This is a genomic window from Thiocapsa sp. (assembly GCF_011390875.1).
Classification (GTDB): Bacteria; Pseudomonadota; Gammaproteobacteria; order Chromatiales; family Chromatiaceae; genus Thiocapsa.
Genome location: NZ_JAABRP010000008.1, coordinates 15,129 through 36,812 on the forward strand (window position 1 = coordinate 15,129; position 21,684 = coordinate 36,812).

Below are 21,684 nucleotides of genomic sequence, written 5' to 3' on the forward strand. Positions count from 1 at the left end.
AACCGATGGACATCAATCCCTATCTCGAGATGATGATTCGACACAAGGCGTCGGATCTCTTTTTCGTGCCCGGAGCACCGGCCAAGATCAAGATCGAAGGGGTGATCCGGTCGATCGGCGAGACCCCATTAACGCCGACCTTCTGTCGGGAGGCGATTGCCTCCCTCATCGACGCGGATCAGGAGCGGGAGCTCGCCGAATCGCTTGAGCTCGACTTCGCCGTCGCCTTGGAGGATCGAGGACGCTTTCGGGTCAACGCCTACCATCAGCGCGGGCACCGCGCGATGGTCCTGCGCTACATCCGCAGCAGCATCCCGACGCTGGAGGAGTTGGATCTACCCGCCGTGCTCAGCCGCTTGGTCATGCACAAGCGAGGGATCATCCTGATGGTCGGCGCAACGGGTTCCGGGAAATCGACGACGCTCGCAGCGATGATCGGCCATCGCAATCGTACGGCGCCGGGTCACATCATCACCATCGAAGATCCGATCGAGTTCGTGCATCCTCACCAACAATGCATTGTCAGCCAACGCGAGCTCGGTCTGGATACCAAGGACTACGCCAGGGCGCTGAAAAGCGCCCTGCGCGAGGCGCCGGATGTCATCCTGATCGGCGAGATCCGGACCCGCGAAACCATGGAAGCGGCGATCGAGCTCGCCGGAACGGGTCATTTGGCCATCTCCACACTGCACGCCAACAATGCGTATCAGGCGATGGAGCGGATCGTCAACATGTTCCCGCAGGAGATGCACAAAACGCTCTTCTCCGATCTCTCCTCCTACATGCGCGCCATCGTGTCCCAACGCTTGGTCCGAACCACCACCGGTGCACGCTGTGCGGCTATCGAGATCTTGGTCAACACTCCGCACATCGCCGATCTCATTCGCGACGGGCACATCGAAGCGATCGAGGAGGCCATGCAGGGGCACGGCGAGGAAGGTACGGTCACCTTCGACGAGGCGCTGTTGAAGCTTTATCACAAGGGAGCGATCTCGCTGGAAGAGGCGCTCGCCAACGCGGACTCGGCCCCGAACCTCGAGGCCAAGATCAACTTCGGATGATGACGGTACTCCCGAACGCGAACGGATCCGATCAGAACTTCATCTGAAGACCACGGACCTTGTTGCGGAAATCGCGGGTGACCGTCTCGGCGTCTTGGTCGCTCGCGACCACCTTCGGCGTCAAGACCACGACGAGCTCAGTCCTTCGAGAGACCTTGGAGCGCTGCCCGAAGAGCGGTCCGGCGAACGGGAGGTTGTAGAGTCCCGGGACGCCTTGATTGCCGTCGCTTCGCTCGTTTTGAATCAGGCCGCCGAGAACGACGGCTTGGTTCGAGCGTACCGCCACCGAGCTGGTGATGTTGCGCGTGGAGAATGTCGGTGAGTCGAGCGCCGAGCCGCCGCTGCCGACCGCGTCGACCGTGCTCACTTCCTGCTCGATCTCCATCTGCACCAAACCGCCCGGGGTGACCCGCGGCTTGACCGACAGCATGACGCCGGTGGGACGATACTCGATGGTATTGACCACGCGATCCGTATTGGTGAGACCCTGCTGCTGGCTGGTTGCGATCGGGACCTCTTTACCGACCTGGATCTTCGCCGTCTGATTGTCCAGGACCATCACGGACGGGGACGACAGGACATTGACGAGGTTGTCCTGGGCCAAGGCGCTCAAGGTCGCGCGAATGGTGTCGGGCCGACTGATGACGGCCCAGTTGAAGCCCGGGAAGCTCAGGCCGACGCTGTTGGCGAGAGAGTCGCCGGAGCCCAAGGTGAACTGGCTGCGCTGGTCCTTGGTCGCGAGTCCGAAGAGGTTCCATTGGACCCCGTACTTCAGATTGCCCTCCAGGCTGATCTCCACGATGGTGGCCTCGACGAGGACTTGCAGCGGCAAGATATCCAACTGTTTGAGAGCGTCGAGGATCTTCTTGTAGTCTCTCGGGCTGGACCTGACCATCAGGGAGTTGTTGGTCGCGTCGGCAACGATACTCACGGGCGAGGAGAGCTCGATCTCGCGGGATGAGCTGCGACGCGGTGCCGATTGTCCACCGACGCCTCCGCCGTCCGTGCCGCCGGTACGGTCGCTGTCGCCGGTCGAGCCGATCGAGGAGCCACCCAATCCGGGCGCAACGCCGCCGACGGAGGAGGTGCGTTGCGATGCCTCCCCGCCGAAGAGCTGCGAGAGTGTGTCGGCCAAATTCTCGGCGTCGCCGTGTCGCACGCGATAGACGAAGAGTCGCTCGGCGGCATCGCCGGTCGCCTCGGCCATGTCGAGGCGTTCGATCCAATTACTTGCCTGCTGCAGATAACTGGCTTGCGGAGACACCACGAGCACCGCGTTGGCGCTCTCGACCGGGACGAACCTGAATACACCCTTAAGCGGGTTGCTGCCTTCTTCGCCCAACAGGGTCTGAAGCTGGGTCACCACCTCGTTGGCCTTGGCGTACTCAAGGGCGAAGAAACCGACCGATAGCCCCGCCATCCAATCCACGTCGAAGACGCGGATGGTATCGAGCAGATTGCCCATGTCGGGACTCGTGCCGGCAATGACCACCAGATTGCGGAGGTTGTCGACGCGAATCACGCTCCCCTCCGGCGCCAAAGGCTGGAGGATGTTGCTCATCTCCTCCGCACCGATGTATTGCAGGGGCACAACCTGGACGCTGTAGCCCTCCGGGAGGGCCCGACCCGACTCGCCGAGCTGGGGAACGACACGACCCTGAACGGCATTCGCCAGCGGGACCACCTCGTAGGTGCCGCCCGAGTAGACGATGGCGGCGTTGTTCATCCGCAGCAGTGTTTCGAGGGTCGGGATCAGATGGTCGCGACGCAGCGGGCGCCCGGTCTGCAGCGACGTGACGCCCTGCACCGCGGGATGCAGGACATAGTTCACCTGCAGAAGGTCGCCGAGGATGACCTTGACGACCTCACGGATATCCGTCCCGTCGAAGTTCAGGGTGACGTCGCCCGGGGTGGTGTCGACGCTGGGCGGCGAAATCTCGCGAACGAAGGTTCCGGTTCCGCGCTGGAGTGACTCGACGGCCGGACCGGGTTCGTCGTCTCCTGCCAGAGCGATGGAGGTTGCGTCGGATCCCGCCCCGGACGTAATACCGCGTGTTCCGCCCTGCAGCGCACGGGTTCCGTCTTCCCCCATATCGTCGACCCGCACGGTCGGATCCCAGTAGGCACGCTCACATGCCGATGACATGACGGCAAGGATCAAAAGGACCGAGAGTCGTTGCAGCTTGGCGGCCAACGGCCGGCCTCTGCGGCGATGGGGCTTTGAATCCATCGAGGCGTTGGTCGAGTCTTCTCGGCCCGGCAGGCCGATGAAATCAGATTTCCTGGAGATCATTGGTCCGGGGGATCCGCGGGTTGAAGCACCCGGGGCGGGCGCCGCGGGACCGGCATCGGGGCAGCCGGACTGGGTGTTTTTCCATAATCGCGCAATATTAGCGCATCCTGCTCGCCTTGTCGCTCCAGCAGGACGCGATCCGGAAGGATGGTCTGGACGGACCATCCCTCCAGATCATCGCCGATGCGCAGACGCCTGAGTCTCGGCTCGTTCGGATCCTGAATCCAGGCCGAGACCAGTGTCGGGGTGATGATGACTGCACTCAGATTCATGCCCTCGAGCGATGTGGCGACATCCGGCTCGGCGGTGGCTTGCGCGTCCGGATCGACATCCTCTTCGGGTCGACGCTCGGGACGAAAGAGTGGGCGGTCGGTCACGCTCGTGTAGGCATCTTTTGGATCCGGGGGCGGCAACTGCGTTGCGGCGTCCGTCTCGCTCCCGACGAGTGTATTCGGTGCCGCCGGAGAGTCCGCATCGAGGCCCGCGGGCGACGGGCCGGGCGGCCAATCCTTCCACTGAAAAAAGAGCATCGACCCCAGTGCAAGCAGCACGAATCCGGGGAGCCACTTCATTGAGTGTCACCTCCCAGGGTGAAGCCGAAGATATCGAGCCTCACCGTCAACTCACCGGCCGGATTAACAGGCGGGCGGCGAATCATGCGGCCTCTCGGGGCGGACACCGGCTGCTGAGGACGCGCGGAAGAGCGCACCGAGACCTGATCGACGAACAGAAATGGACGGGCTTGCTCGATGTCGTAGAGGACATCGAGAAGGGTCTCGGTCGAACCTTGGATTTGCGTGCGTACACGCACCCGAGGCGGACTCTCCTCGGGCGGTCCGGGCAAGATTTGGGTGCTGATCAGGCGACCGCTCGCCGCGGTGACGATGTCCTGCACTTGACGCTGAAGCTCGGCACCCGCCAAGGCCGCCGTCGGTGCATCGAAATAAAACGCCTTGAAGCTCTCGTTGGCGCGGACGCGTTCAAGCTCTGCACGCAGCTCGGGTAGGGTTTGTATGAGGCGCCGGTAACGCACGAGTTGATCTTCGCTATCGACAATCCGGGTTGAAAGCGCACCGAGCTCGCTGGTCCATGCGATCGCCAAGCCACCGATCACCAGAAGGGGAAACGACACAAGCAGGACCCAAGTCAGAACGCAGACGATAACCGGACGCGATTGGGCCTTCATTCTTCGCTCGCACGCGTGAACTGCAGTGAAACATTAAATCGCTCCTTACCGGTCTGCGGGACCTGCGTCACGGGCGAGCGAAACGACACGTCGTCGATGCCGGGTGCCTGCTCGAGCAGCGCGATCAAAGCGGTCGCTTGTCCGGATTCGCCCCGCAGCTCGACCTGCCCGTTGTTGTAGTCGAGGGTCTGAATCCAGGTGTCGTCCGGGATACGGTCGCTCAGCTCGCGCAGCAAGACAAGGATGTTGGGCTCATCGCGTTTCTGTTGAAGGACCGCGGTACTCCCGAGTCGGGCCCGCTCGAGCTCCTGGCGCAGGTCGTCGACCGCGACCGCTTCAACCCGTGCCTGGCGAACCTCGACGTCGAGGGCGTCGGCAATCCGTTTCTGCTGCCACAGCGGTCCAATCAGGACAACGGCGATCAGCACCGCTATCGCGGCCCAGAGCAGTTTGTCGACACTGAAGAGGTCGAGACGGCGCTTCGGGCGCTCCGCCGGCGGCAAAAGGTTGGCCGACGGCCAAGCCCCTTCCCAGGCAATCCGATCGATCGGTGCCCCGGCATCGCGCATGCGCTTGACCCAAGCCGCCGCAAGATCGCGGCGGCACAAGGCCAGCTCGACCCTGAGGCGCGGGGCACCTTTCGGGCCGGGTTTGGCGAGGAAATCGTAGAGGACGTCGCCTGCTTGGAACGGCGAGAGGCGATCGAGCTCGAAGCGAATCACCTGAGGAAGATTCGCCCGGACCTGGGACGGCAGCGAAACGCTGCGGGTCAGGATGTCCTCGGGCGGCATCATCAAGACGCGCGTCGGGGAGCGTTCGGGTCCGGATCGTGCGATCTCGGGGAGAGGAATCGCCGTATCGAGCCCGAGCTCACCGACCGGCTCACGCTCCTCGCCCGTCATCAGGAAAAGATGCGCGGTCGATGCCTCGGGCTCGATGATCAAACGGCGGTCGCGGCGCGCGAGAAAACGCCGAACCGGTATCGGCAGACAGACCCCGAGCGAGCGCCTGACGATGCGGTAGACATCGTCGAGACCTGCCGCGGGGCCGCTCGGGAGCTGCCCGAGGAGTTTGAGTCGATCACTGAGGGACATGAGTGCCAGCCGGAATGGGTTTGTCGATCCGTGTCGGATGCCGCACGCCTGCGCTCGCGACCAGCCGACCCCTTGAGTGTACGTCCACCCGTCGCCGAGACGCCAGTCAACCGGCGTCGGCTTCGCGGTCGATCGCCGGCGACGGCGCACCGTGCAGGCCAAAACGACGCCAGCGCACCTGATAAGGCGGCTGCTGTCCGGGGGTTGCCTCGATCAGCGCTTCCATGCGTCGCCCGCCACCGCCGGGACCGGTCTCCGCGACATCGATCCGGTAGAGGGGGCCTGCTCGATCGACGACCCGGGGCCCGCTGCTGTCCTCGAACAGAGGCGAATCGCGCTGCACTACGCGAAGCTGTGCGTCTTCAAACGGAATACCCTGGGTCGCGGCGATGGCCGCCGCGGAGGCGAAACGTTCGTCGAATCCGGCGCCATCGACATCGACACTGACCTCGGCGGCCAAGCGCGAGTAGATTTCGGGGGTCATCCCGAGAACCTGCATCAACTCCTCGACGGCCACGAAGGGCGCGTCCTTTGCCCCGAGGGTGAGGCCGACATCTTGGTAGTCGCGATCCTCCGCACCGTTCAGGAGCGACAGATCGTCCTCGTCGCGCCAATCGACGATCGCTGCAGCGAGCGACGTCGCCGGATCCTCCTCCATGCCGAGCGTCACGAGGAGTGCCGAGAGCAGCTCCGGCGGCGCCTGGTTCAGATCGATTCGCGACCCCTCGTTGAAGACCCGGATCGCCAGATCGACCCCGCCGAACCGCCAAGGCACGGCCACCCCGTTGGGCAACCACACGGACACGTCCGGATCGGTCGCATCGGGTGGAGGCATCGCAAAGACCAGGACCGTAAAGGCGATGGCGGCATCGGCGGCGGCCCGAAAGCGTGCGCCCGAGACGTGATTGTCGCTCAGCGCCGTCTCGGTGCGCTGCGCCGCAGTCAGGCCGACGGCCATGACGGTGAGCAGGGTCAGCACCCAGAGCACCAGGACCAAGGCGATGCCCCGCTGATGCCGGGCGATCGGGCGCAACCCGCTCAAAAGAGGCGCACCGGTAGGCTGACCAGCAGGTCCGGCCAGGATTGCACGGGCGTGGCCATTCGGATCTGCAATAGAGTCGGCATCGTCGATTGTCCGATCCACTCCTCATGCCAATCGGGTTCGATCTCCCCATCGGCGGTTCCGAAATACGCGATCTGAAACTCGGCGACACGGTCCAGGAGCAGGGTGCGGCCGAAAGCCCCGGCCGCGGCGTCCATGTCGAGCGGGGTCGAGTCCAGCGCGAAGCCCGAGTCGGCATCCAACGGCTCCCAGGTCGGGATCTCGTCGGTTCCCTCAAGCACCTCCGGATGAACCAGCCAGCGCGTCAGGACCAGACTCACGTCCTGACCGATCGGGACAAGCCCGAGACGCAGGATGTAGAGCCCGGGCACGCCGACCTGCGCGGAGAGCGGTGCGACGAACTCCAAACGCTCGCTGTCGCCACCGAAGACGCTGATCATCTCGGCGTCGAGCGTCAAGGTCGTCGCCCGCGCCTGACTCAGGGTCGACATCAAGAAATCGCGCGCAACCCGGACCTCGGAGACCCGCTCGGAGGTCGCATCCACCCCCTCCCAAGCTCGCGAGCCTAGGCTCAAGCCCGAGAAGAGCATGAGCGTGATAAGACTCACGATCGCCAGAGCGATGAGCAGCTCGATCAGGGTAAAGCCCCTGGCGTTGCACAACCGACGCCGGACTCTCGTTGCAGGGGTGCTCGACCAAGCCGCGGCGAAGACAGCGATCCGACAGGGGCTCGTCTTTTCCGGGACACCGGTGCGACCGGTGCCGACACGTCCAAAATCACTCGGACGCATACTCCTGAACCGCGTCTGCTGCGACGATCGTTGACTCATACCAGGCCGATCACGATTGAAAACGCTCCATGGCATGGCGGGCGCGGTTCAGAACCGCTCCCCGAGGCGCAAGGTCGAAAGCGTTAGGCTGCGGACCTGGCTCCCGTCCTGCCACAGTGCGGTGGCGTTGACACGGTAGGGCGTGGCCGGTGGCTCTGCGCCGAACTCCTCGCCGAGTGTGACCGGGAGGATCGTCATCTCCCACGCAATGCCGCCCTCGGGATCGCCCGAAATGGCGCCTTCCTCCAAGGGGATCGCGGTGCCCACTGCATTGAGCTTGGACTCGGCCAGTGACGCGGCACGGCTGTATTGGGACGACACCAGGGTGGCCCGCGAGGCTTGCGAAAAGATCTGCATCAGCACCCCGAGCGACACGGAGAGGATGGCGAAGGCGACCAAGACTTCGAGAAGCGAAAAGCCGGACTGAGGCCTTCTTCTTTGATGTCGCAGGATCTTCAACGTGCACTCCAAGGCGCCATGCGGATGCGCCCCGTCAACCAGACGACTCCGATCTGGTAGCCGGATTCGTCGCTCGCCAGGATGATGCGGCCCCCGGTGGAGCTCCCGTCGGGAAAGAACCGGATCGCCCCGCGCTGTTCGTCGAGCATCTCGCGATCGGCGGCCTCGAGCGTGACATCCAGACGTTTCGGAAGCGTCAAGCTGCGGTGTCCCTGAAGCTCGAGACGGTGTTGCTCCACGTCCACCACCAAGGCGACCTCGGTCCCCTGACGAATGGCAAGCTCGCGCGCAAGGCGAAGGCTGCTGACCGTTCTGCGCGCGGCGGCCTTCATCTCCACGCCCGGCATCGCCGCCGAGAACAGCGGCGGCACGGCCGACATGGCCAGAGCGGCGATCGCCAGGACCACGAGCAGCTCCACGAGGGTAAAGCCGCCGCGGCGCCAGCGCCGGGCCGAAGGGCTCTTCACCGCGTCTTCGCCGAGCGCCGATGTGGTGCCGAGATCAATCCCAACTGCGGAGGTCCGCGTTCTCGCCTTCGCCGCCCTCGCGGTTGTCCGCGCCGAGCGTCCAGATGTCGAAGGCTCCGTTCTCCCCCGGGAAACGGTACTGATAGTCGAAGCCCCAAGGGTCTTTCGGAACGTCGCCCTTTCTCAGATACGGACCGTTCCAGCTCTGGATGTTGGCGGGGCGCTCCACGAGGGCCTGCAGACCCTCGGACTGGGTCGGATAGCGCCCGACCTCCAAGCGGTACATATCCAGAGTCGCGGCAAGGTTTTCGATCTGGAGCTTGGCCGTCTTGCTCTTGGATGAGCCGAGGAAGCTCATGACCTGGGGACCGACGAGCCCCGCCAACAGACCGAGGATCGCGAGGACCACGAGCAGCTCGACGAGCGTGAAACCGCGAAGACGCCTTGATGAATTCAGGGGTTGATTCAGGGATTGATTCAGGTGCATAGGTAGGCTCGGATGACTTTGAATGTTTGTGGTCATTGTAGGGGGCGGATCGTGCAGGGCCAAGGCGATCGGCACGCGCGCAGGGCCGATGGCCGAGCGGGTCAGAACACCAGCTCGTTGGCACCGAGAATGGCCATCAGGATCGAGATGATGATGCCCGCGACGACGACGCCGAGCCCGATGATGAGAATCGGCTCAAGCAACGTCAACATACTCTGGACACTGTTGCGAGTCTCCCGATCGTAGATGCTCGCCACCTTCGCGAGCATCGCGTCCAGGCTACCGGACTCCTCCCCGACACGGATCATCTGCAGCGCCAGATCGGGCAAGACCTCGAGACGCGCCAAGGGTCCGGCAAGACCTCGGCCGTGCTTGAGGTCGTCGCCGGCCTCGTTGAGCAGACCCGAGAGCTTGCGGTTGGAGACGACCTCCTTGGCAAGCGTCAGCGCACTGAGCAGGGGTAGGCCGTTCTTCAGAAGGGTGGCCAAGGTATGGCAGAGTCGGGCCGTCTCCATCTTCCAGATGAGATCCCCGAACAGCGGCACGCCCAGCACCTTGTGGTCGAACCGATCACGGACGACCGGGTCCTGAAACCAACGCTCCAACACCACCGCGATCACGGCGATGCCGACCAGCATGGCCCACCAATAGTTGCGGAAGAGATCGCCGGTCGCGACCACGATCCGGGTCGGCAGCGGCAGGGCCTCGCCCATGTCGTCGAAGAGCACCGTGAACTGGGGTACGACGAAGACCAGCAGCATGATGACCGACAAGGCGGCGACCACCAAGAGGATAGAGGGGTAGACCAGCGCGGAGGTGATCGTCTGGCGCAACTCGGCCAGTCGTTCGAGATAATCGGCGAGCCGATTGAGCACCTGGTCCAATGCGCCGCTGGCCTCGCCCGCACGCACCATATTGACGTAGAGCCGGGGGAACTGGCCGTCCTGCAGGTCGAGCGCGCTGGAGAAGGTCGCACCGCCGCGCACCCGCTCCTGCAGATCCGACAGCACCTGGATCAGGTGATCCTCTTCGGTGAGCTCCACCAGGATCTGGAGCGATCGGTCCAGGGTCATCCCGGCCTCGAGGAGGGTCGCCAGCTCGCGTGTCAGAATACCGATTTCCTTTTGGGTGATGCGCCGACGTCGCGTTCGCACGAAGCGGGCGCGCAGGCCCGCCGAGGAACGGGTCTCGATCGGGATCAGCCCTTCGGACTGGAGCTGGCGCACCAGCGCGGCCTCGTCGACCGCCTCCTGCTCACCCTCGACAGCCTCTCCGTCGAGCTTGACCGCTTTGTAGAAATATTTCGGCACTTCAGTCCTCGGTTGAACCGCGTCGCGGGCGATATGCACCGGATTCGCTTTGGATCGGCGTCGAGCAACTCAATCGACGTCGCAGGAGACGCGGTTCAAAAAATGAAAAGCGGTTCTAGTTACCCGAAGCCGCTTCCAGCTCGGAGCAATTGGGTTCGACCTCACGCTGCTTCGGGAAACAGCCTGATTGGTCGCTCGGGACGCGACTCAGTCGACGCTGGGCTCTTCGCCTGCCTCGGCGACACGCAGCACCTCCTCGATCGTCGTGCGACCGTCGAGCGCCTTGCGCAGGCCGTCGAGGTACATGGTCTCCATCCCCTCGGCTACCGCAATCCGGCGAATCTCGGTCGCGGTCGCATGATTCAGAACGGCCTTGCGGATCTGGTCCGTCATCAGCAGAACCTCGGTGATGACCAAACGGCCGCGATAACCGGTCCCGTTGCAGGCGTCGCAACCGATCGCGCGGTGCAGCTCGACATCCTCGGGTGCCGCGCCGATGGCGGCGAAACGCACCGCCAGCTCCGGGATCGCCGGATAGGACTCCCGACAGTGCGGGCAGAGCTTGCGTACCAGGCGCTGGGCGAGGATGCCGTTGATCGTGGAGGTGAGCAGATAGTCCTCGACACCCATTTCAAGCAGTCGGGTGACGCCGCTGGCCGCGTCGTTGGTGTGCAGGGTCGAGAGCACGACATGCCCGGTGAGGGCCGACTGGACGGCGATCCGGGCGGTCTCGAGGTCGCGCATCTCGCCGACCATGATGACGTCTGGATCCTGGCGCACGATGGCCCGCAAGGCGCTGGCGAAGGTCATGCCGATCGCGCTTTTCACTTGGATCTGGTTGATGCCGGCCAATTGGTACTCCACCGGATCCTCGACCGTGATGATCTTGCGCTCCTCGGTGTTCATCCGGCTGAGCGCCGTGTAGAGGGTCGTACTCTTGCCCGAGCCTGTCGGCCCCGTCACGAGCAGGATACCGTAGGGTTTTTCGAGGATGAGCCTGAGGCGCTCGCGCGGCGAGCCGTCGAAACCGAGGGCGTCCAGATCAAAGCGCACGCTCTCTTTGTCGAGCAAACGCATGACCACGCTCTCGCCGAACATGGTCGGGACGGTTGAGACACGCAGGTCCAGCTCCCGGCCCTGGATTCGGATGGGGATGCGACCGTCTTGGGGTAAACGCCGCTCGGCGATATTGAGCTTGGCCATGATCTTCACGCGCGAGATGACCGCAGCCGTCGAGCGCACGGGCGGTGCGTCGACCTCCTTGAGGATGCCGTCGACCCGGTAACGCACCTTCAGCTGGTCGGCGAAGGGTTCGATGTGGATATCCGATGCGCGTGATTCGAGTGCTTTTTGAATCAGCTGGTTGACCATCCGGATGACCGGGGCCTCGCTGGCGAGGTCCTTGAGGTGCTCGATATCCTCTTCGTCGAAATCGCCGAGCGCCCCCTCGGCACTTTCCGGCGCCTCTTCGACCTTCTCGTAAAGGCGCTCGAGGGCCAGCTCGATCTCGCTCGGCAACCCCACGAGTGCCTTCACGGGTTTGCCCGCCGCCATCTGCATGGCCTCGACGGCGAACCGATCGATCGGATGGGCGAAAGCGACTCGGATGCTGTCTTGATCCTCGGACAAGGGGAGAACCTTGGCGTCCTTCAGAAACCGCAGACTGAAGAGATCCTCGCGCAACGGCTCGGACGGGAAGGTGCTCGCGTCGGTCAGGGGAAGCTCGAGCACGTCGGACATGGCCTGCGCCATGTCGCGCTCGGAGATGAGTCCCAAGCGAACAAGCATCGGCAAGAGGGGGTCGCCCGCCTCGTCGGCGAGACGCCTCGCCCGCGCGAGATCTCCGGGCGAGAGCTTCCCGGACGCGTGCAGGTGTGCGACGACCCGCCCTTCCGGCGGTGGCTCCGGATGCGGGGTGTGCCGGGCTACCGAAGCGCCGGCCGCGTCGGGATCCACCGCATCGGGCGCAACCGAGGAATCGGGGAGGGCGGCGAGCGTTTGCGACCCGGAAGACATCTCGTCGAAGTCATCGCGCGTCGCGCTGATGCTCGGTGCCTCTTCGAGGACGGCGTCGTCATGCATCGGCATTCCTCCGGTCTTGGACGGCCTCGGTCGATACGGTCTCGGTCGACACGGTCTGGCCGTGCGGTTCAGGGTGCCATTCCGGCAGCATCGCCCGCAAGATGTTCGCCATTGCGGCGCGATCGTCGACGGCTGCGGCCTGCTCCAGTGCTGCAACGTTCTCGCCGGGCGCGGCCGTGATCAGTCCGCCGCTTCCCCGGGCCACGCGAATCTTCGGATGACGCGTCGCGACAAGATCCTCGGAGTCGTAGAAAAGCTCCTCGTAGAGCTTCTCCCCGGGGCGCAATCCGATGTAGTGGATGGAAATATCCTCGCCGGGCTCGCGTCCGGAGAGTCGGATCATCTGCTCGGCAAGATACCGGATCTTGACCGGCTCGCCCATGTCCAGCACGAAGATCTCGCCGCCGTCGCCGATCACGGCGGCCTGCATGATCAGCTGGCACGCCTCGGGGATGGTCATGAAGAACCGCTCGATATCCGGATGGGTCACCGTGACCGGTCCGCCGTGCTCGATTTGCCGGCTGAACAGCGGCACCACGCTGCCCGCGGATCCGAGAACATTGCCGAATCGCACGGTGATGTAGCGACACACGGATTCCTGATCCAAGGTCTGACAGATCGCCTCGGCGACGCGTTTGGTGGCGCCCATGACGTTGGCGGGGTGCACGGCCTTGTCGGTCGAGATCAAGACGAAGCGCTCGCATCCCCAGCGCGCCGCGGCCTCCGAAACAAGACGTGTCCCGGTCACGTTGTTGCGAACCGCTGCACGGAGCTGATCCTCGAGCATCGGGACGTGTTTGTAGGCCGCGGCATGGAAGATGATCTGCGGGCGCTCCGCGGCAAAGACCGCATCCAGACCCGCAGCGTCCGCGACGTCCACCAGGTGACGCGTGAAGCACAGGTTCGGATAGCGTTCGAGAAGCTCCATCTCGATGCGGTAGAGGTTGTACTCGCCGTTGTCGATCAGGATCAATCGAGACGGAACGGCAGCCGCGATCTGGCGCACGAGCTCGGAGCCGATGGAGCCGCCGGCGCCCGTTACCAGAACCGCGCGTGCGGAGAGTCCTGCGCGGATCCCCTCCCAGTCCAGACTGACGGGATCGCGACCGAGCAAATCCTCGATCGAGACAGGCCGCAACTGACTGATGCTGACCTGTCCGGTCATGAGATTACGCAGCTCCGGCACCGTCCGAAACGGCCGCCCGGTGCCTTCGCACAACTCCACCAAGCGGCGCATCTCCTTGGCGGTCGCGCTGGGAACGGCCAACATCAGCAGATCGATATCCTCGCGCACGACGATCTCGGGGAGCGCCTCGGTCCGCCCGAGCACCGGGACACCGTGGACCTCGCTGCCCTGTCGACGCGGCTTGTCGTCGACGAAGCCCGCCGGGAAATAGGCGCGGCTCGCATCGCGGAGCATGTCGCGCACCAGCATCTCGCCGGCGCGCCCGGCGCCTACGATCAGGACGCGCTGACCCGAGCTCAGATTGAGCCGGTGGTCCTTCATCCAGCGATAGAGAAGGCGCGGACCGGCCAACAGGAGCACCTGTAGCCCCAGGAAGAGCACGGGTACGGACCGGGGGATCAGCTCGGTGCGGTTCAGAATGAAGAGTGCGACCACCACCAGAACCGTTCCCGCGACTGCGGCCTTCACGATGCGCACCAGATCGGGGAGCGACGCGAAACGCCACACCCCGCGATAGAGCCCGAACAGCCAGAAGACGGTGCCTTGAATGACGAGGACCCAGGGCAACGAGTTGAGCGCGCTGTCGACGAATTCCGGCGGGATCCGGCCGAGATTGAACCGCAGCCAATAGGCGGCGATCCACGCCACCGGGATCATGATGAGATCGTGCGAGAAGGCGGCGGTTCGCGAGCGTAGACGGTCGAGCAGGGGATTCATGACGGCTCCGCCGAGGCGATGCGCTCGACCAGTCGTACCTTCAAATGGATCAAGGCATAGATCATCGCCCAAGCCCCGATCAAGAGCCACTGCTCATGCGGCGGGAGACGTGGAGAGGCCACCGCGCAAGCGGCCGCGGCGGCCATGATCGGATAGGCGTGCAGCAGGGTTCGACGATGACTCCATCCGGCCAGAACCAATCGCTGGTAGTGATGTTGGCGATGCGGCTCCCAGATGCGCTCGCGCCGCGCCAGACGGGCCAGTAGGGTCCAGGTCGCATCCAGGATGAATGGCGAGAAGGCGAGCCAGGCGCTCCAAAGCGGAAAGAGTCCGAGATGGGCGCCCCACAGGGAGAAGGCGGCCACGAACAACCCGAGACTCGACGAACCCGCGTCGCCGAGAAAGATGCGTGCGGGTGGAAAATTACCCGTCAAGAACCCGGCGCTCGCGGCGGCAACGCAGGCCGACGCCAGCGCGAAGAGCGTTGCCCCGCCGGACCAGCCCAGGACCGCCAACGCGGAGAATCCGAACAGCGCCATCCCTGCGGCAAAGCCGTCCATCCCGTCCATGAAGTTGTAGAGATTGATGAGCCAGACGACATAGACGAGGGTCAGCACGAGGGCAACCCACCCCGGAAAGACCAGGACCCATCCCGGTAAATCCAGCAGGGCCCAGCGCAGCCCGCCGCCGATCAACAGGAAGGCCGCACCGATCTGGGCGAGAAGCCTCAGACGCCGCGAGACCTCGCCTAGGTCGTCGAGGAAGGCGATCCCTGCGACCGGGAGCACGGCCGCAGCGATCCAGCCCAACTCAGGGGCGAAGATCCCCAATGCGACCAAGACCACGAGCGGCGCGCCCACGCCGAGCAGGACGGCCAGACCGCCGCTGCGCGGCACCGGCGTGCTGTGCAGCGAGCGCGCGTTGGGATAATCCAGCGGTCCGCGCCCGGCCGCGCCGTGCGAGACCAACCACCGGGTTGCCGACACGCTCAACAAGAACGAGGCGAGGGCTGCAGCAGCCGAAAGCGGCATGTCGAGGGGCATGATCCTTGTGTCCTGGGCTCACCGTGATCCGGGCCGGCGGCTTCGGTCTCCCGTCAGAGTGTTCGAGCCAATCCGCGCTCGACCTGGTCGCGCGATTCGCGCCCGAGCAGAAGCTCGATCAATTGCAGAGCGAAGTCCATTGCCGTGCCGGGGCCGCGCGAGGTCACGATGGTCGAGTCGACAACGATCGCCGCGTCGGTAAAGTCAACCCTCGGAAAGGCCGCGGGATCGACCGAGCCCGGGTAGGCGGTCGCCGATCGCCCGTCGAGCAACCCCGCACCGGCAAGGACCTTCGGGGCGGCGCAAATCGCTGCGATGTAGCGCCCCGCTGCATGCTGACTGCGCAGCAATGCGATGATGCGCGGATCGGCCGCAAGATGGTCGGCTCCGGGGAGTCCGCCCGGCAGGACGATCATATCGAAGGTTCGCCCGATTACGTCGTCGAGCCTGGTGTCCGCAATCAACAGGGTGCCGCGGCTCGCGGTCACCGGCCGATTGTCGAGCCCGGCCGTCACGACATCGATTGCGGCACGGCGCAGCAGGTCGATGATCGTGACGGCCTCGAGCTCTTCGCATCCCTGAGCGAGGGGGACGAGTACGCTTGGCATGATCGACTCCGATGTTGACAGAGAACGCCTCGGCGGACGTCACTCGAACTCACGCACTAGGGAGTGCCTAGTCGTCCAAAAATATTCAACGCTCTCAGCACATTGAGAGCTTCCGCCAGTTGGAAGTCCTCGGCGACAAGTGACCCCTTCTCGGCCTCGCCCTCGGATGCGGATTTCGGGGCCTCGTCCTCGAGATGACGCACCAGATCGGACTCCTTCAGATCGTCCACGCCGTCAGCTGCCAAGGGTTTGAACTCGCCGCGCTCGAGCTCGATGTCCGGGGTGATGCCTTGGGCCTGGATCGAACGCCCGGAGGGTGTGAAGTAGCGCGCGGTCGTGAGCTTGAGCGCAGTGGTGTCGTCGATCGGCACGATGGTCTGCACGGAGCCTTTGCCGAAGGTCTGATTGCCCATGACGATGGCACGTTTATGGTCCTGCAGGGCACCGGCGACGATCTCGGAAGCCGAGGCGCTGCCGCCGTTGACCAGAACGACGATCGGAGCACCGGACAGGATATCGTCGGGTCCGGCCTGGAACTGGAGCTTGCTGTCCTCCTGCCGACCCTCGGTGTAGACAATCAGGCCACCGGTCAGGAAGGCGTCGCTCACCCCGACCGCGCTGTTGAGCACACCACCCGGGTTGTTGCGCAGATCGAGCACGAGTCCCTTCAGAGTGCCGTTGTTGGCCGTCTTGAGCGTGTCTACCGCGGCAAGGACGTCCTCGGTCGTGCGCGATTGAAAGTGCGAGACGCGGATGTAACCGAAGCCGGGCTCCAAGGTACGGCTGCGCACGCTGGCAACCTGAATGACGGCACGCTCGAGCGTGACGTCGAACGGAGGCTCGTCGCCGGTACGCATGATGGTGAGCTCGATGCTCGTGCCGGGCTCGCCCCGCATCAAGGTCACCGCATCGTTCAGACTCATCCCCTTTACCGGCTTCTGGTCGATGCGCACGATCGTATCGCCGGTCTGAAGGCCCGCGCGCTGTGCCGGCGTGTCGTCGATCGGCGCGATCACCTTCACGAAGCCGTCTTCCATTCCGACCTCGATCCCGAGACCGCCGAACTCTCCGCGGGTACCGACCTGCAGCTCTTGGAACTCTTCGTTGTCGAGATAAGCCGAGTGCGGGTCGAGCCCCGCGAGCATGCCGCGGATCGCGCCTTCCAGCAGGGACTTGTCCGGCACGCCCTCGACGTACTCCTCCTTGATGCGTCCGAAGACCTCTGCAAACGTTCGAAGGTCGCGAAGCGGAAGTGCGTTTTCGTTTTCGGTCTCGGCCGGCGTCGGCGTGGTTACGGGAATATCCGGGTTCTCGACCGACTCGGCAAAGGCGCGATCGCCACGCGCGCCCGGCCAGACGAGACAAATTCCGAGGATCAAGGTCGAGGCGAATGATAGGCGTCGGGTCATGGCATGCATCATGGGATCACGTCGGTTGGGATCGGCACGCTGTTCGGCGGGCCGTGCGGAGCGAGGCCGTGCATATCCGACCCGCGAGTGCGGGACGATGAGCTAGCATCGCATGTTTTCGCTGCTTTCGTCAGGCGGATCCCAGGTCGATCCGGACCCCGGATAGCAGGAGAGCGCGCCGAAAAGCGGTCGTCGTTGCGGTTTGATCGGTCCGGCGCCGACGCGTTCCCGCAGCCCGTAAAGATCGCCTCGGCCCTCGCCGGAGCCGGCATCCGAGAGGGATTCCCGCCGCTGCGCGGCACCGCACCAGTCGGACGGGTCCTGCGGCTTGCCGTTGTGACGGATGGCGAAGTAGAGCACGGGCTCCGCGCGACCTCCGCTGTCGCCGCTCAATGCAATGACCTCGCCTGTCGCCACCCACTCGCCGGTCTCCTTCAGAAGCGCCTCGTTGTGTCCGTAGATCGACATGTAGCCCTCGCCGTGGTCGATCACCATGAGCAATCCGAATCCGCGCATCCAGTCGGCGTGAATCACCCGCCCGTCATGCACGGCGCGCACCTCCTCGCCGTGTCGGGCAGCCAGGAGCACGCCGTCCCAGCGCAGCTCGGAGTCCGGTTTGAGTGCGCCAAACTCGGCAAGGACTTCCCCGTGCAGCAGCGGCCATGTCAAGCGCCCTCGACGCTCGGGGAAAGGATCGCGCCGAATGTCGAGCTCGGCGCGGATCTGCGCACGCTGACGCAGGTGCTCCACCAGGAGACGCAACGCCTCGGCATCCCGCTCGAGGACCTCGAGATTCTCGGTTTGGCCGGCGATGCTCGCTTCCAATCGGCTCAGGACCGCGGCCCGTTCCTCACGCGCGGCCTCCAAGCGCAACCGCGCCGCTTCCTGGCGTCGCGACAGCTCGATCAGGCGTTCCGCCTCGCGCTCGGCATCATGGGCTAAGCGGACGAGTCGCTCCACGCGCGTTTGGATGGCCGTGATTCGACGGAGCTGTTCTCGGTTCAAATACGCGAAATAGGAAAGAATGCGACTCGCCTGCGCAGTATCTTCCTGATTCAAAAGAAGACGCAAGCGGTCGGCCCGACCCATGACGTAAGCGGTGCGAACCAGGTCTGCCCAGAGCGCAAGCTCCTGCTCGAGCGCGGCGTGCTCTTCGAGATGACGCACCCGCAACGCCTCCGCGACGCGGGTTTGCTCGGCAACGGCGCGCGCTAACTCTCTGCCGCCGACAGCCGCCTCGGCCACTTCGCGCTCCCGCACCTCGAGCTCCGCGATCAAGGCTCGGCGGTCCGCGTGCTGCTCGATGAGCTCCCGACCGACCGACTCGACCTGCCGCTGAATCTCCTGAAGGTCCTTCGCGCGCGTCCCCAAGGTCTCGTCGGACGCAGACGCCGTCTCCACCGCAGCCGTCGGTGTCGTGATCAGCCCGCATGCCAGGGTCAGGCACGCCAGGCGACGTCCGATGCGATCGAGCACTCGGTGATGACCGTCATCCTTCAGCTGGCGGGGAAGCCGCTCGGGATGTCCTGTTGCGACGGTCATGGGCACGGCAGTGAGGGAATCTGGTACGAATGGGTCACTTGATTATGTCCGAGGCCGGATCGGAAGGCGAGGAGGCAACCGGCGAGCAACGCCTGCAGATGCGCGGCTTTCGAGACCGTGACCGGCGCCTTCAGGCGGACGCGGACGGCAGCGGCCTACATCCGCTTCGCACTCCGCCGGAAAGAGTTTATTATATTGTTAATAATTGATGAGACAGGATCCGATGGTGAGCAATCTGAGCCAGCCTTCCCGCCCGGTCCTGAACGACCCGGTCGGCGACCGCGACGAGATCAACCTGTTTGCGGACGATGCCGATATCGAGCGCGCATCCCGGTCTCTGAAAGCCATGTCGCACCCCCTGCGCCTGAAGATCCTTTGCACCCTGGGCGACCGGGAGGTCAGTGTCCAGGAGATCGTGGACCATGTGGGGACTTCCCAGAGCAACATCTCTCAGCACTTGGCGATCCTGCGCGACAAGGGCATTCTCGCTTCGCGCAAGGATGCAAACCGTGTGTATTACCGGGTCAGCGACGGACGAACCCTCCAGCTGATCGGGATGATGCGCGAGGTCTTCTGCCAACACGCGCATTGAACCGACGCACTGCGGGATGACGCCCGCGTCCCTCCTCCTTATACTTCGCCACCTTAATCATCAAGGGGCAATCGCGAGCAGCTGCTCTCACGATGCGCTCGGCTCATGGTCGAGGCATCCGTCGCGGCGTTCGTGAAATCTCGCCCAATCAACGAGATCGCAGAGCGATGCTGTTAGACCAAATCATGGAATTCGTGGGAAACCACTGGTACCTCTTCGTGGCGTTGATCGTCATCTCGGGGTTGCTCATCTACAACATCATCGTGGGCGGGAAAGGGAGCGTCGAGCCCTTGGCCGCGACCGAGATGATCAACCATCAAGATGCGGTGGTGATCGATGTTCGCCCTGCGGCCGATTTTGCAAAGGGCCACATCATCAATGCGATCAACGTCCCGATGAACGGATTCAAGAACCAGATCGCCACGCTCAAGAAGCACAAGGCCAAGCCCATCATCGTCAGCTGCCGATCCGGCGCTCAGTCGTCGATGGCCTGCAGCCAGCTGCGAAAGGAAGGGTTCGAGCAAGTCTTCAACTTGCACGGCGGTATCATGGCTTGGGAAGCCGCAAGCCTCCCGCTCACTCGCAAGAAACGCTGAGTCGCAGGTCGATCCCGGTGCCGGGTTCGACCGCACTCCACCCATCCTCTTCCCCGATCCTCGATCCAGTCTTCGATAAGGAACCGCAACATGGCCGAGAACCCGCAAAGCAACGACCCCCTTACCCAACCGGAGCGACAGTTCTCGGTCCAGCGGGTGTATGTCAAAGACGCCTCGTTTGAATCCCCCAACGCACCGGACATCTTCCGCGGCGAATGGAAGCCCAAACATGAGCTCAACGTCAGCACCAAGGTCAATCGCATCCAGGAGGACCTTTACGAGGTCGTGCTCTCGGTTACCGTGTCGGCACAGCTCGGCGACAAAACGGCCTTTATCGTCGAGGTGCAGCAAGCGGGGATCTTCGGCATCAGCGGCTTCGCCGAGCAGGAAATGGGCGCGATGGTCGGCGCCTACTGCCCCAACCTGCTCTTTCCCTATGCCCGCGAGGTCGTCTCCGATCTAGTCTCCAAGGGGAGCTATCCGCAGCTCGTACTGCAACATGTCAATTTCGATGCCCTGTTTGCACAGCATCAACAAGAGGCGATGCAGCGCGTCAAGGGCGACGCGGCAGAGCCGCCGAGCCAGCATTGAGCGGAACCATGCCCGGCGCTTCCGTGCGGACCGAGTCCGTCCAGACCGATTCCGCAGCCATCGCGGTCCTGGGTGCCGGGTCCTGGGGGACGGCACTCGCCATCCTGCTGTGCCGCAATGGGCACCGCGTTCGGCTGTGGGGTCATGAGATCGAGCAGATCGAGGCCTTGCGTCGCGACGGCGAGAATCGCCTCTTCTTGCCGGGAGTCCCCGTTCCTGCGGACTTGTCTGCGACGGCCTCCCTGGACGAGGCACTCGCCGGGGCGAGCGACTGCCTGATCGTGGTCCCGAGCCACGCGTTCCGGCGGGTGGTGGAGCAAGCCGCACGGCGACTGCCCGAGACCATGGGCGTCGCTTGGGCGACCAAGGGTCTGGATCCGGCAAGCGGGGAGTTGCTGCACGCCGTTGCGCAGGAGAGCCTCGGCGCCCGCGCACTCGCGGTCGTATCCGGCCCCAGCTTTGCCCAGGAGGTCGCGCACGGTCTGCCGACCGCCGTTACGGTCGCCTCGGCCGATGTGGCGTTCGCCGAGCGGGTTGCGCTGCGACTGCACGGGGATCGGTTTCGCGCCTATACCAGCTCGGACATGGTCGGTGTCGAGGTGTGTGGAGCGGCGAAGAACGTACTCGCGATCGCAACGGGCATCGCCGACGGTCTTGGATTCGGCGCGAATACCCGCGCTGCGCTCATTACGCGAGGTCTCGCCGAATTGATTCGCATCGGGACCGCTTTGGGCGGACGCAAGGAGACCTTTATGGGTCTCGCCGGCATCGGCGATTTGGTCCTGACGTGCACGGACAACCAGTCGCGCAACCGACGGATGGGTCTTGCGCTGGCGGCCGGGGCGAGCTTGACCGACGCGCAGGCAAAGATCGGTCAAGAGGTCGAAGGTGTCGTGACCGCGCTTGCCATGCATCGGCTCGCATCGCGCTTGGGCATCGAGATGCCGATCAGCGAGCAGGTCTACCGGGTGCTCTACGAAGGGGCGTCCCCCGAGAGTGCAACCCGAGCCCTGCTCGAGCGCGAGCCGAAGGCCGAGTTCGGCTAGACCGCATCCGGCGTGACCCAGG

General features: G+C 64.3%; 21 protein-coding genes. 5 read left to right on the forward strand and 16 right to left on the reverse strand.

Annotation, left to right across the window (positions count from 1 at the left end; all coding sequences use genetic code 11):
* Positions 1-5: 5 nt before the first annotated feature.
* Complete coding sequence (locus GPT33_RS01035; RefSeq protein WP_296805024.1) at positions 6-1,061, forward strand: PilT/PilU family type 4a pilus ATPase; 1,056 nt, start codon at positions 6-8, stop codon at positions 1,059-1,061.
* Between the two features lie 31 nt (positions 1,062-1,092).
* Here GPT33_RS01035 and gspD read toward each other — a convergent pair whose 3' ends face one another.
* The 16 genes from gspD to GPT33_RS01115 form a co-directional block, all read right to left on the reverse strand.
* Entirely contained in the window at positions 1,093-3,354 is a 2,262-nt protein-coding gene (gene gspD / locus GPT33_RS01040) for a type II secretion system secretin GspD (protein ID WP_296805026.1), read from the reverse strand.
* Positions 3,351-3,926, reverse strand: a complete 576-nt coding sequence (locus GPT33_RS01045; protein ID WP_296805028.1) for a hypothetical protein — start codon at positions 3,924-3,926, stop codon at positions 3,351-3,353. The genes gspD and GPT33_RS01045 overlap by 4 nt, the downstream gene beginning before the upstream one ends.
* A complete protein-coding gene (gene gspM / locus GPT33_RS01050; RefSeq protein WP_296805030.1) occupies positions 3,923-4,540 on the reverse strand; it encodes a type II secretion system protein GspM in 618 nt (205 codons plus the stop codon). The genes GPT33_RS01045 and gspM overlap by 4 nt, the downstream gene beginning before the upstream one ends.
* Positions 4,537-5,634: a PilN domain-containing protein gene (locus GPT33_RS01055; protein WP_296805032.1), complete on the reverse strand. Its 1,098-nt coding sequence runs from the start codon at positions 5,632-5,634 to the stop codon at positions 4,537-4,539. The genes gspM and GPT33_RS01055 overlap by 4 nt, the downstream gene beginning before the upstream one ends.
* A gap of 106 nt (positions 5,635-5,740) precedes the next feature.
* Entirely contained in the window at positions 5,741-6,676 is a 936-nt protein-coding gene (locus tag GPT33_RS01060; protein WP_296805034.1) for a type II secretion system protein GspK, read from the reverse strand.
* Positions 6,673-7,359, reverse strand: a complete 687-nt coding sequence (locus tag GPT33_RS01065) for a prepilin-type N-terminal cleavage/methylation domain-containing protein (RefSeq protein WP_296805036.1) — start codon at positions 7,357-7,359, stop codon at positions 6,673-6,675. Before GPT33_RS01065 ends, GPT33_RS01060 begins: the two co-directional genes overlap by 4 nt.
* Before the next feature lie 216 nt (positions 7,360-7,575).
* Positions 7,576-7,986 carry a prepilin-type N-terminal cleavage/methylation domain-containing protein gene (locus tag GPT33_RS01070; RefSeq protein ID WP_296805038.1) on the reverse strand — a complete coding sequence of 137 codons (411 nt, stop codon included), beginning with the start codon at positions 7,984-7,986 and terminating at the stop codon, positions 7,576-7,578.
* Positions 7,983-8,453, reverse strand: a complete 471-nt coding sequence (locus GPT33_RS01075; protein ID WP_296805040.1) for a GspH/FimT family pseudopilin — start codon at positions 8,451-8,453, stop codon at positions 7,983-7,985. Before GPT33_RS01075 ends, GPT33_RS01070 begins: the two co-directional genes overlap by 4 nt.
* Positions 8,454-8,487: 34 nt before the next feature.
* Positions 8,488-8,940: a type II secretion system major pseudopilin GspG gene (gspG, locus tag GPT33_RS01080; protein WP_296805042.1), complete on the reverse strand. Its 453-nt coding sequence runs from the start codon at positions 8,938-8,940 to the stop codon at positions 8,488-8,490.
* 101 nt (positions 8,941-9,041) lie between these two features.
* A complete protein-coding gene (locus GPT33_RS01085; protein WP_296805044.1) occupies positions 9,042-10,250 on the reverse strand; it encodes a type II secretion system F family protein in 1,209 nt (402 codons plus the stop codon).
* Between the two features lie 207 nt (positions 10,251-10,457).
* Positions 10,458-12,332, reverse strand: a complete 1,875-nt coding sequence (gspE, locus tag GPT33_RS01090; RefSeq protein WP_296805046.1) for a type II secretion system ATPase GspE — start codon at positions 12,330-12,332, stop codon at positions 10,458-10,460.
* On the reverse strand, positions 12,325-14,235 hold the full coding sequence (locus GPT33_RS01095) for a nucleoside-diphosphate sugar epimerase/dehydratase (protein WP_296805048.1): 1,911 nt from the start codon (positions 14,233-14,235) through the stop codon (positions 12,325-12,327). The genes gspE and GPT33_RS01095 overlap by 8 nt, the downstream gene beginning before the upstream one ends.
* Positions 14,232-15,278 carry a glycosyltransferase family 4 protein gene (locus GPT33_RS01100; RefSeq protein WP_296805050.1) on the reverse strand — a complete coding sequence of 349 codons (1,047 nt, stop codon included), beginning with the start codon at positions 15,276-15,278 and terminating at the stop codon, positions 14,232-14,234. Before GPT33_RS01100 ends, GPT33_RS01095 begins: the two co-directional genes overlap by 4 nt.
* Positions 15,279-15,331: 53 nt before the next feature.
* Positions 15,332-15,886, reverse strand: a complete 555-nt coding sequence (locus GPT33_RS01105) for a DJ-1 family glyoxalase III (RefSeq protein WP_296805053.1) — start codon at positions 15,884-15,886, stop codon at positions 15,332-15,334.
* A 56-nt stretch (positions 15,887-15,942) separates the two neighbouring features.
* Complete coding sequence (locus GPT33_RS01110; protein ID WP_296805054.1) at positions 15,943-17,295, reverse strand: S41 family peptidase; 1,353 nt, start codon at positions 17,293-17,295, stop codon at positions 15,943-15,945.
* A 102-nt stretch (positions 17,296-17,397) separates the two neighbouring features.
* Complete coding sequence (locus GPT33_RS01115) at positions 17,398-18,837, reverse strand: peptidoglycan DD-metalloendopeptidase family protein (RefSeq protein ID WP_296805056.1); 1,440 nt, start codon at positions 18,835-18,837, stop codon at positions 17,398-17,400.
* 223 nt (positions 18,838-19,060) lie between these two features.
* On the opposite strand from GPT33_RS01115, the gene GPT33_RS01120 reads away from it, so the two are divergent.
* The 4 genes from GPT33_RS01120 (at position 19,061) to GPT33_RS01135 (ending at position 21,662) form a co-directional block, all read left to right on the forward strand.
* Positions 19,061-19,429, forward strand: a complete 369-nt coding sequence (locus GPT33_RS01120) for a metalloregulator ArsR/SmtB family transcription factor (RefSeq protein WP_296805058.1) — start codon at positions 19,061-19,063, stop codon at positions 19,427-19,429.
* A gap of 167 nt (positions 19,430-19,596) precedes the next feature.
* Positions 19,597-20,025, forward strand: a complete 429-nt coding sequence (locus tag GPT33_RS01125) for a rhodanese-like domain-containing protein (protein WP_296805060.1) — start codon at positions 19,597-19,599, stop codon at positions 20,023-20,025.
* A 90-nt stretch (positions 20,026-20,115) separates the two neighbouring features.
* Positions 20,116-20,616 carry a protein-export chaperone SecB gene (gene secB, locus GPT33_RS01130; RefSeq protein ID WP_296805062.1) on the forward strand — a complete coding sequence of 167 codons (501 nt, stop codon included), beginning with the start codon at positions 20,116-20,118 and terminating at the stop codon, positions 20,614-20,616.
* An 8-nt stretch (positions 20,617-20,624) separates the two neighbouring features.
* On the forward strand, positions 20,625-21,662 hold the full coding sequence (locus GPT33_RS01135; protein ID WP_296805064.1) for an NAD(P)H-dependent glycerol-3-phosphate dehydrogenase: 1,038 nt from the start codon (positions 20,625-20,627) through the stop codon (positions 21,660-21,662).
* Positions 21,663-21,684 lie beyond the last annotated feature (22 nt).

Excerpts from the sequence above, each read along its gene's own strand:
- GPT33_RS01035 (WP_296805024.1), top strand. The coding sequence starts at position 6 with ATGGACATCAATCCCTATCTCGAGATGATGATTCGACACAAGGCGTCG.
- gspD (WP_296805026.1), bottom strand. The coding sequence starts at position 3,354 with ATGATCTCCAGGAAATCTGATTTCATCGGCCTGCCGGGCCGAGAAGAC.
- GPT33_RS01045 (WP_296805028.1), bottom strand. The coding sequence starts at position 3,926 with ATGAAGTGGCTCCCCGGATTCGTGCTGCTTGCACTGGGGTCGATGCTC.
- gspM (WP_296805030.1), bottom strand. The coding sequence starts at position 4,540 with ATGAAGGCCCAATCGCGTCCGGTTATCGTCTGCGTTCTGACTTGGGTC.
- GPT33_RS01055 (WP_296805032.1), bottom strand. The coding sequence starts at position 5,634 with ATGTCCCTCAGTGATCGACTCAAACTCCTCGGGCAGCTCCCGAGCGGC.
- gspG (WP_296805042.1), bottom strand. The coding sequence starts at position 8,940 with ATGCACCTGAATCAATCCCTGAATCAACCCCTGAATTCATCAAGGCGT.
- gspE (WP_296805046.1), bottom strand. The coding sequence starts at position 12,332 with ATGCATGACGACGCCGTCCTCGAAGAGGCACCGAGCATCAGCGCGACG.
- GPT33_RS01095 (WP_296805048.1), bottom strand. The coding sequence starts at position 14,235 with ATGAATCCCCTGCTCGACCGTCTACGCTCGCGAACCGCCGCCTTCTCG.
- GPT33_RS01100 (WP_296805050.1), bottom strand. The coding sequence starts at position 15,278 with ATGCCCCTCGACATGCCGCTTTCGGCTGCTGCAGCCCTCGCCTCGTTC.
- GPT33_RS01105 (WP_296805053.1), bottom strand. The coding sequence starts at position 15,886 with ATGCCAAGCGTACTCGTCCCCCTCGCTCAGGGATGCGAAGAGCTCGAG.
- GPT33_RS01110 (WP_296805054.1), bottom strand. The coding sequence starts at position 17,295 with ATGACCCGACGCCTATCATTCGCCTCGACCTTGATCCTCGGAATTTGT.
- GPT33_RS01115 (WP_296805056.1), bottom strand. The coding sequence starts at position 18,837 with ATGACCGTCGCAACAGGACATCCCGAGCGGCTTCCCCGCCAGCTGAAG.
- GPT33_RS01120 (WP_296805058.1), top strand. The coding sequence starts at position 19,061 with ATGGTGAGCAATCTGAGCCAGCCTTCCCGCCCGGTCCTGAACGACCCG.
- GPT33_RS01125 (WP_296805060.1), top strand. The coding sequence starts at position 19,597 with ATGCTGTTAGACCAAATCATGGAATTCGTGGGAAACCACTGGTACCTC.
- secB (WP_296805062.1), top strand. The coding sequence starts at position 20,116 with ATGGCCGAGAACCCGCAAAGCAACGACCCCCTTACCCAACCGGAGCGA.
- GPT33_RS01135 (WP_296805064.1), top strand. The coding sequence starts at position 20,625 with ATGCCCGGCGCTTCCGTGCGGACCGAGTCCGTCCAGACCGATTCCGCA.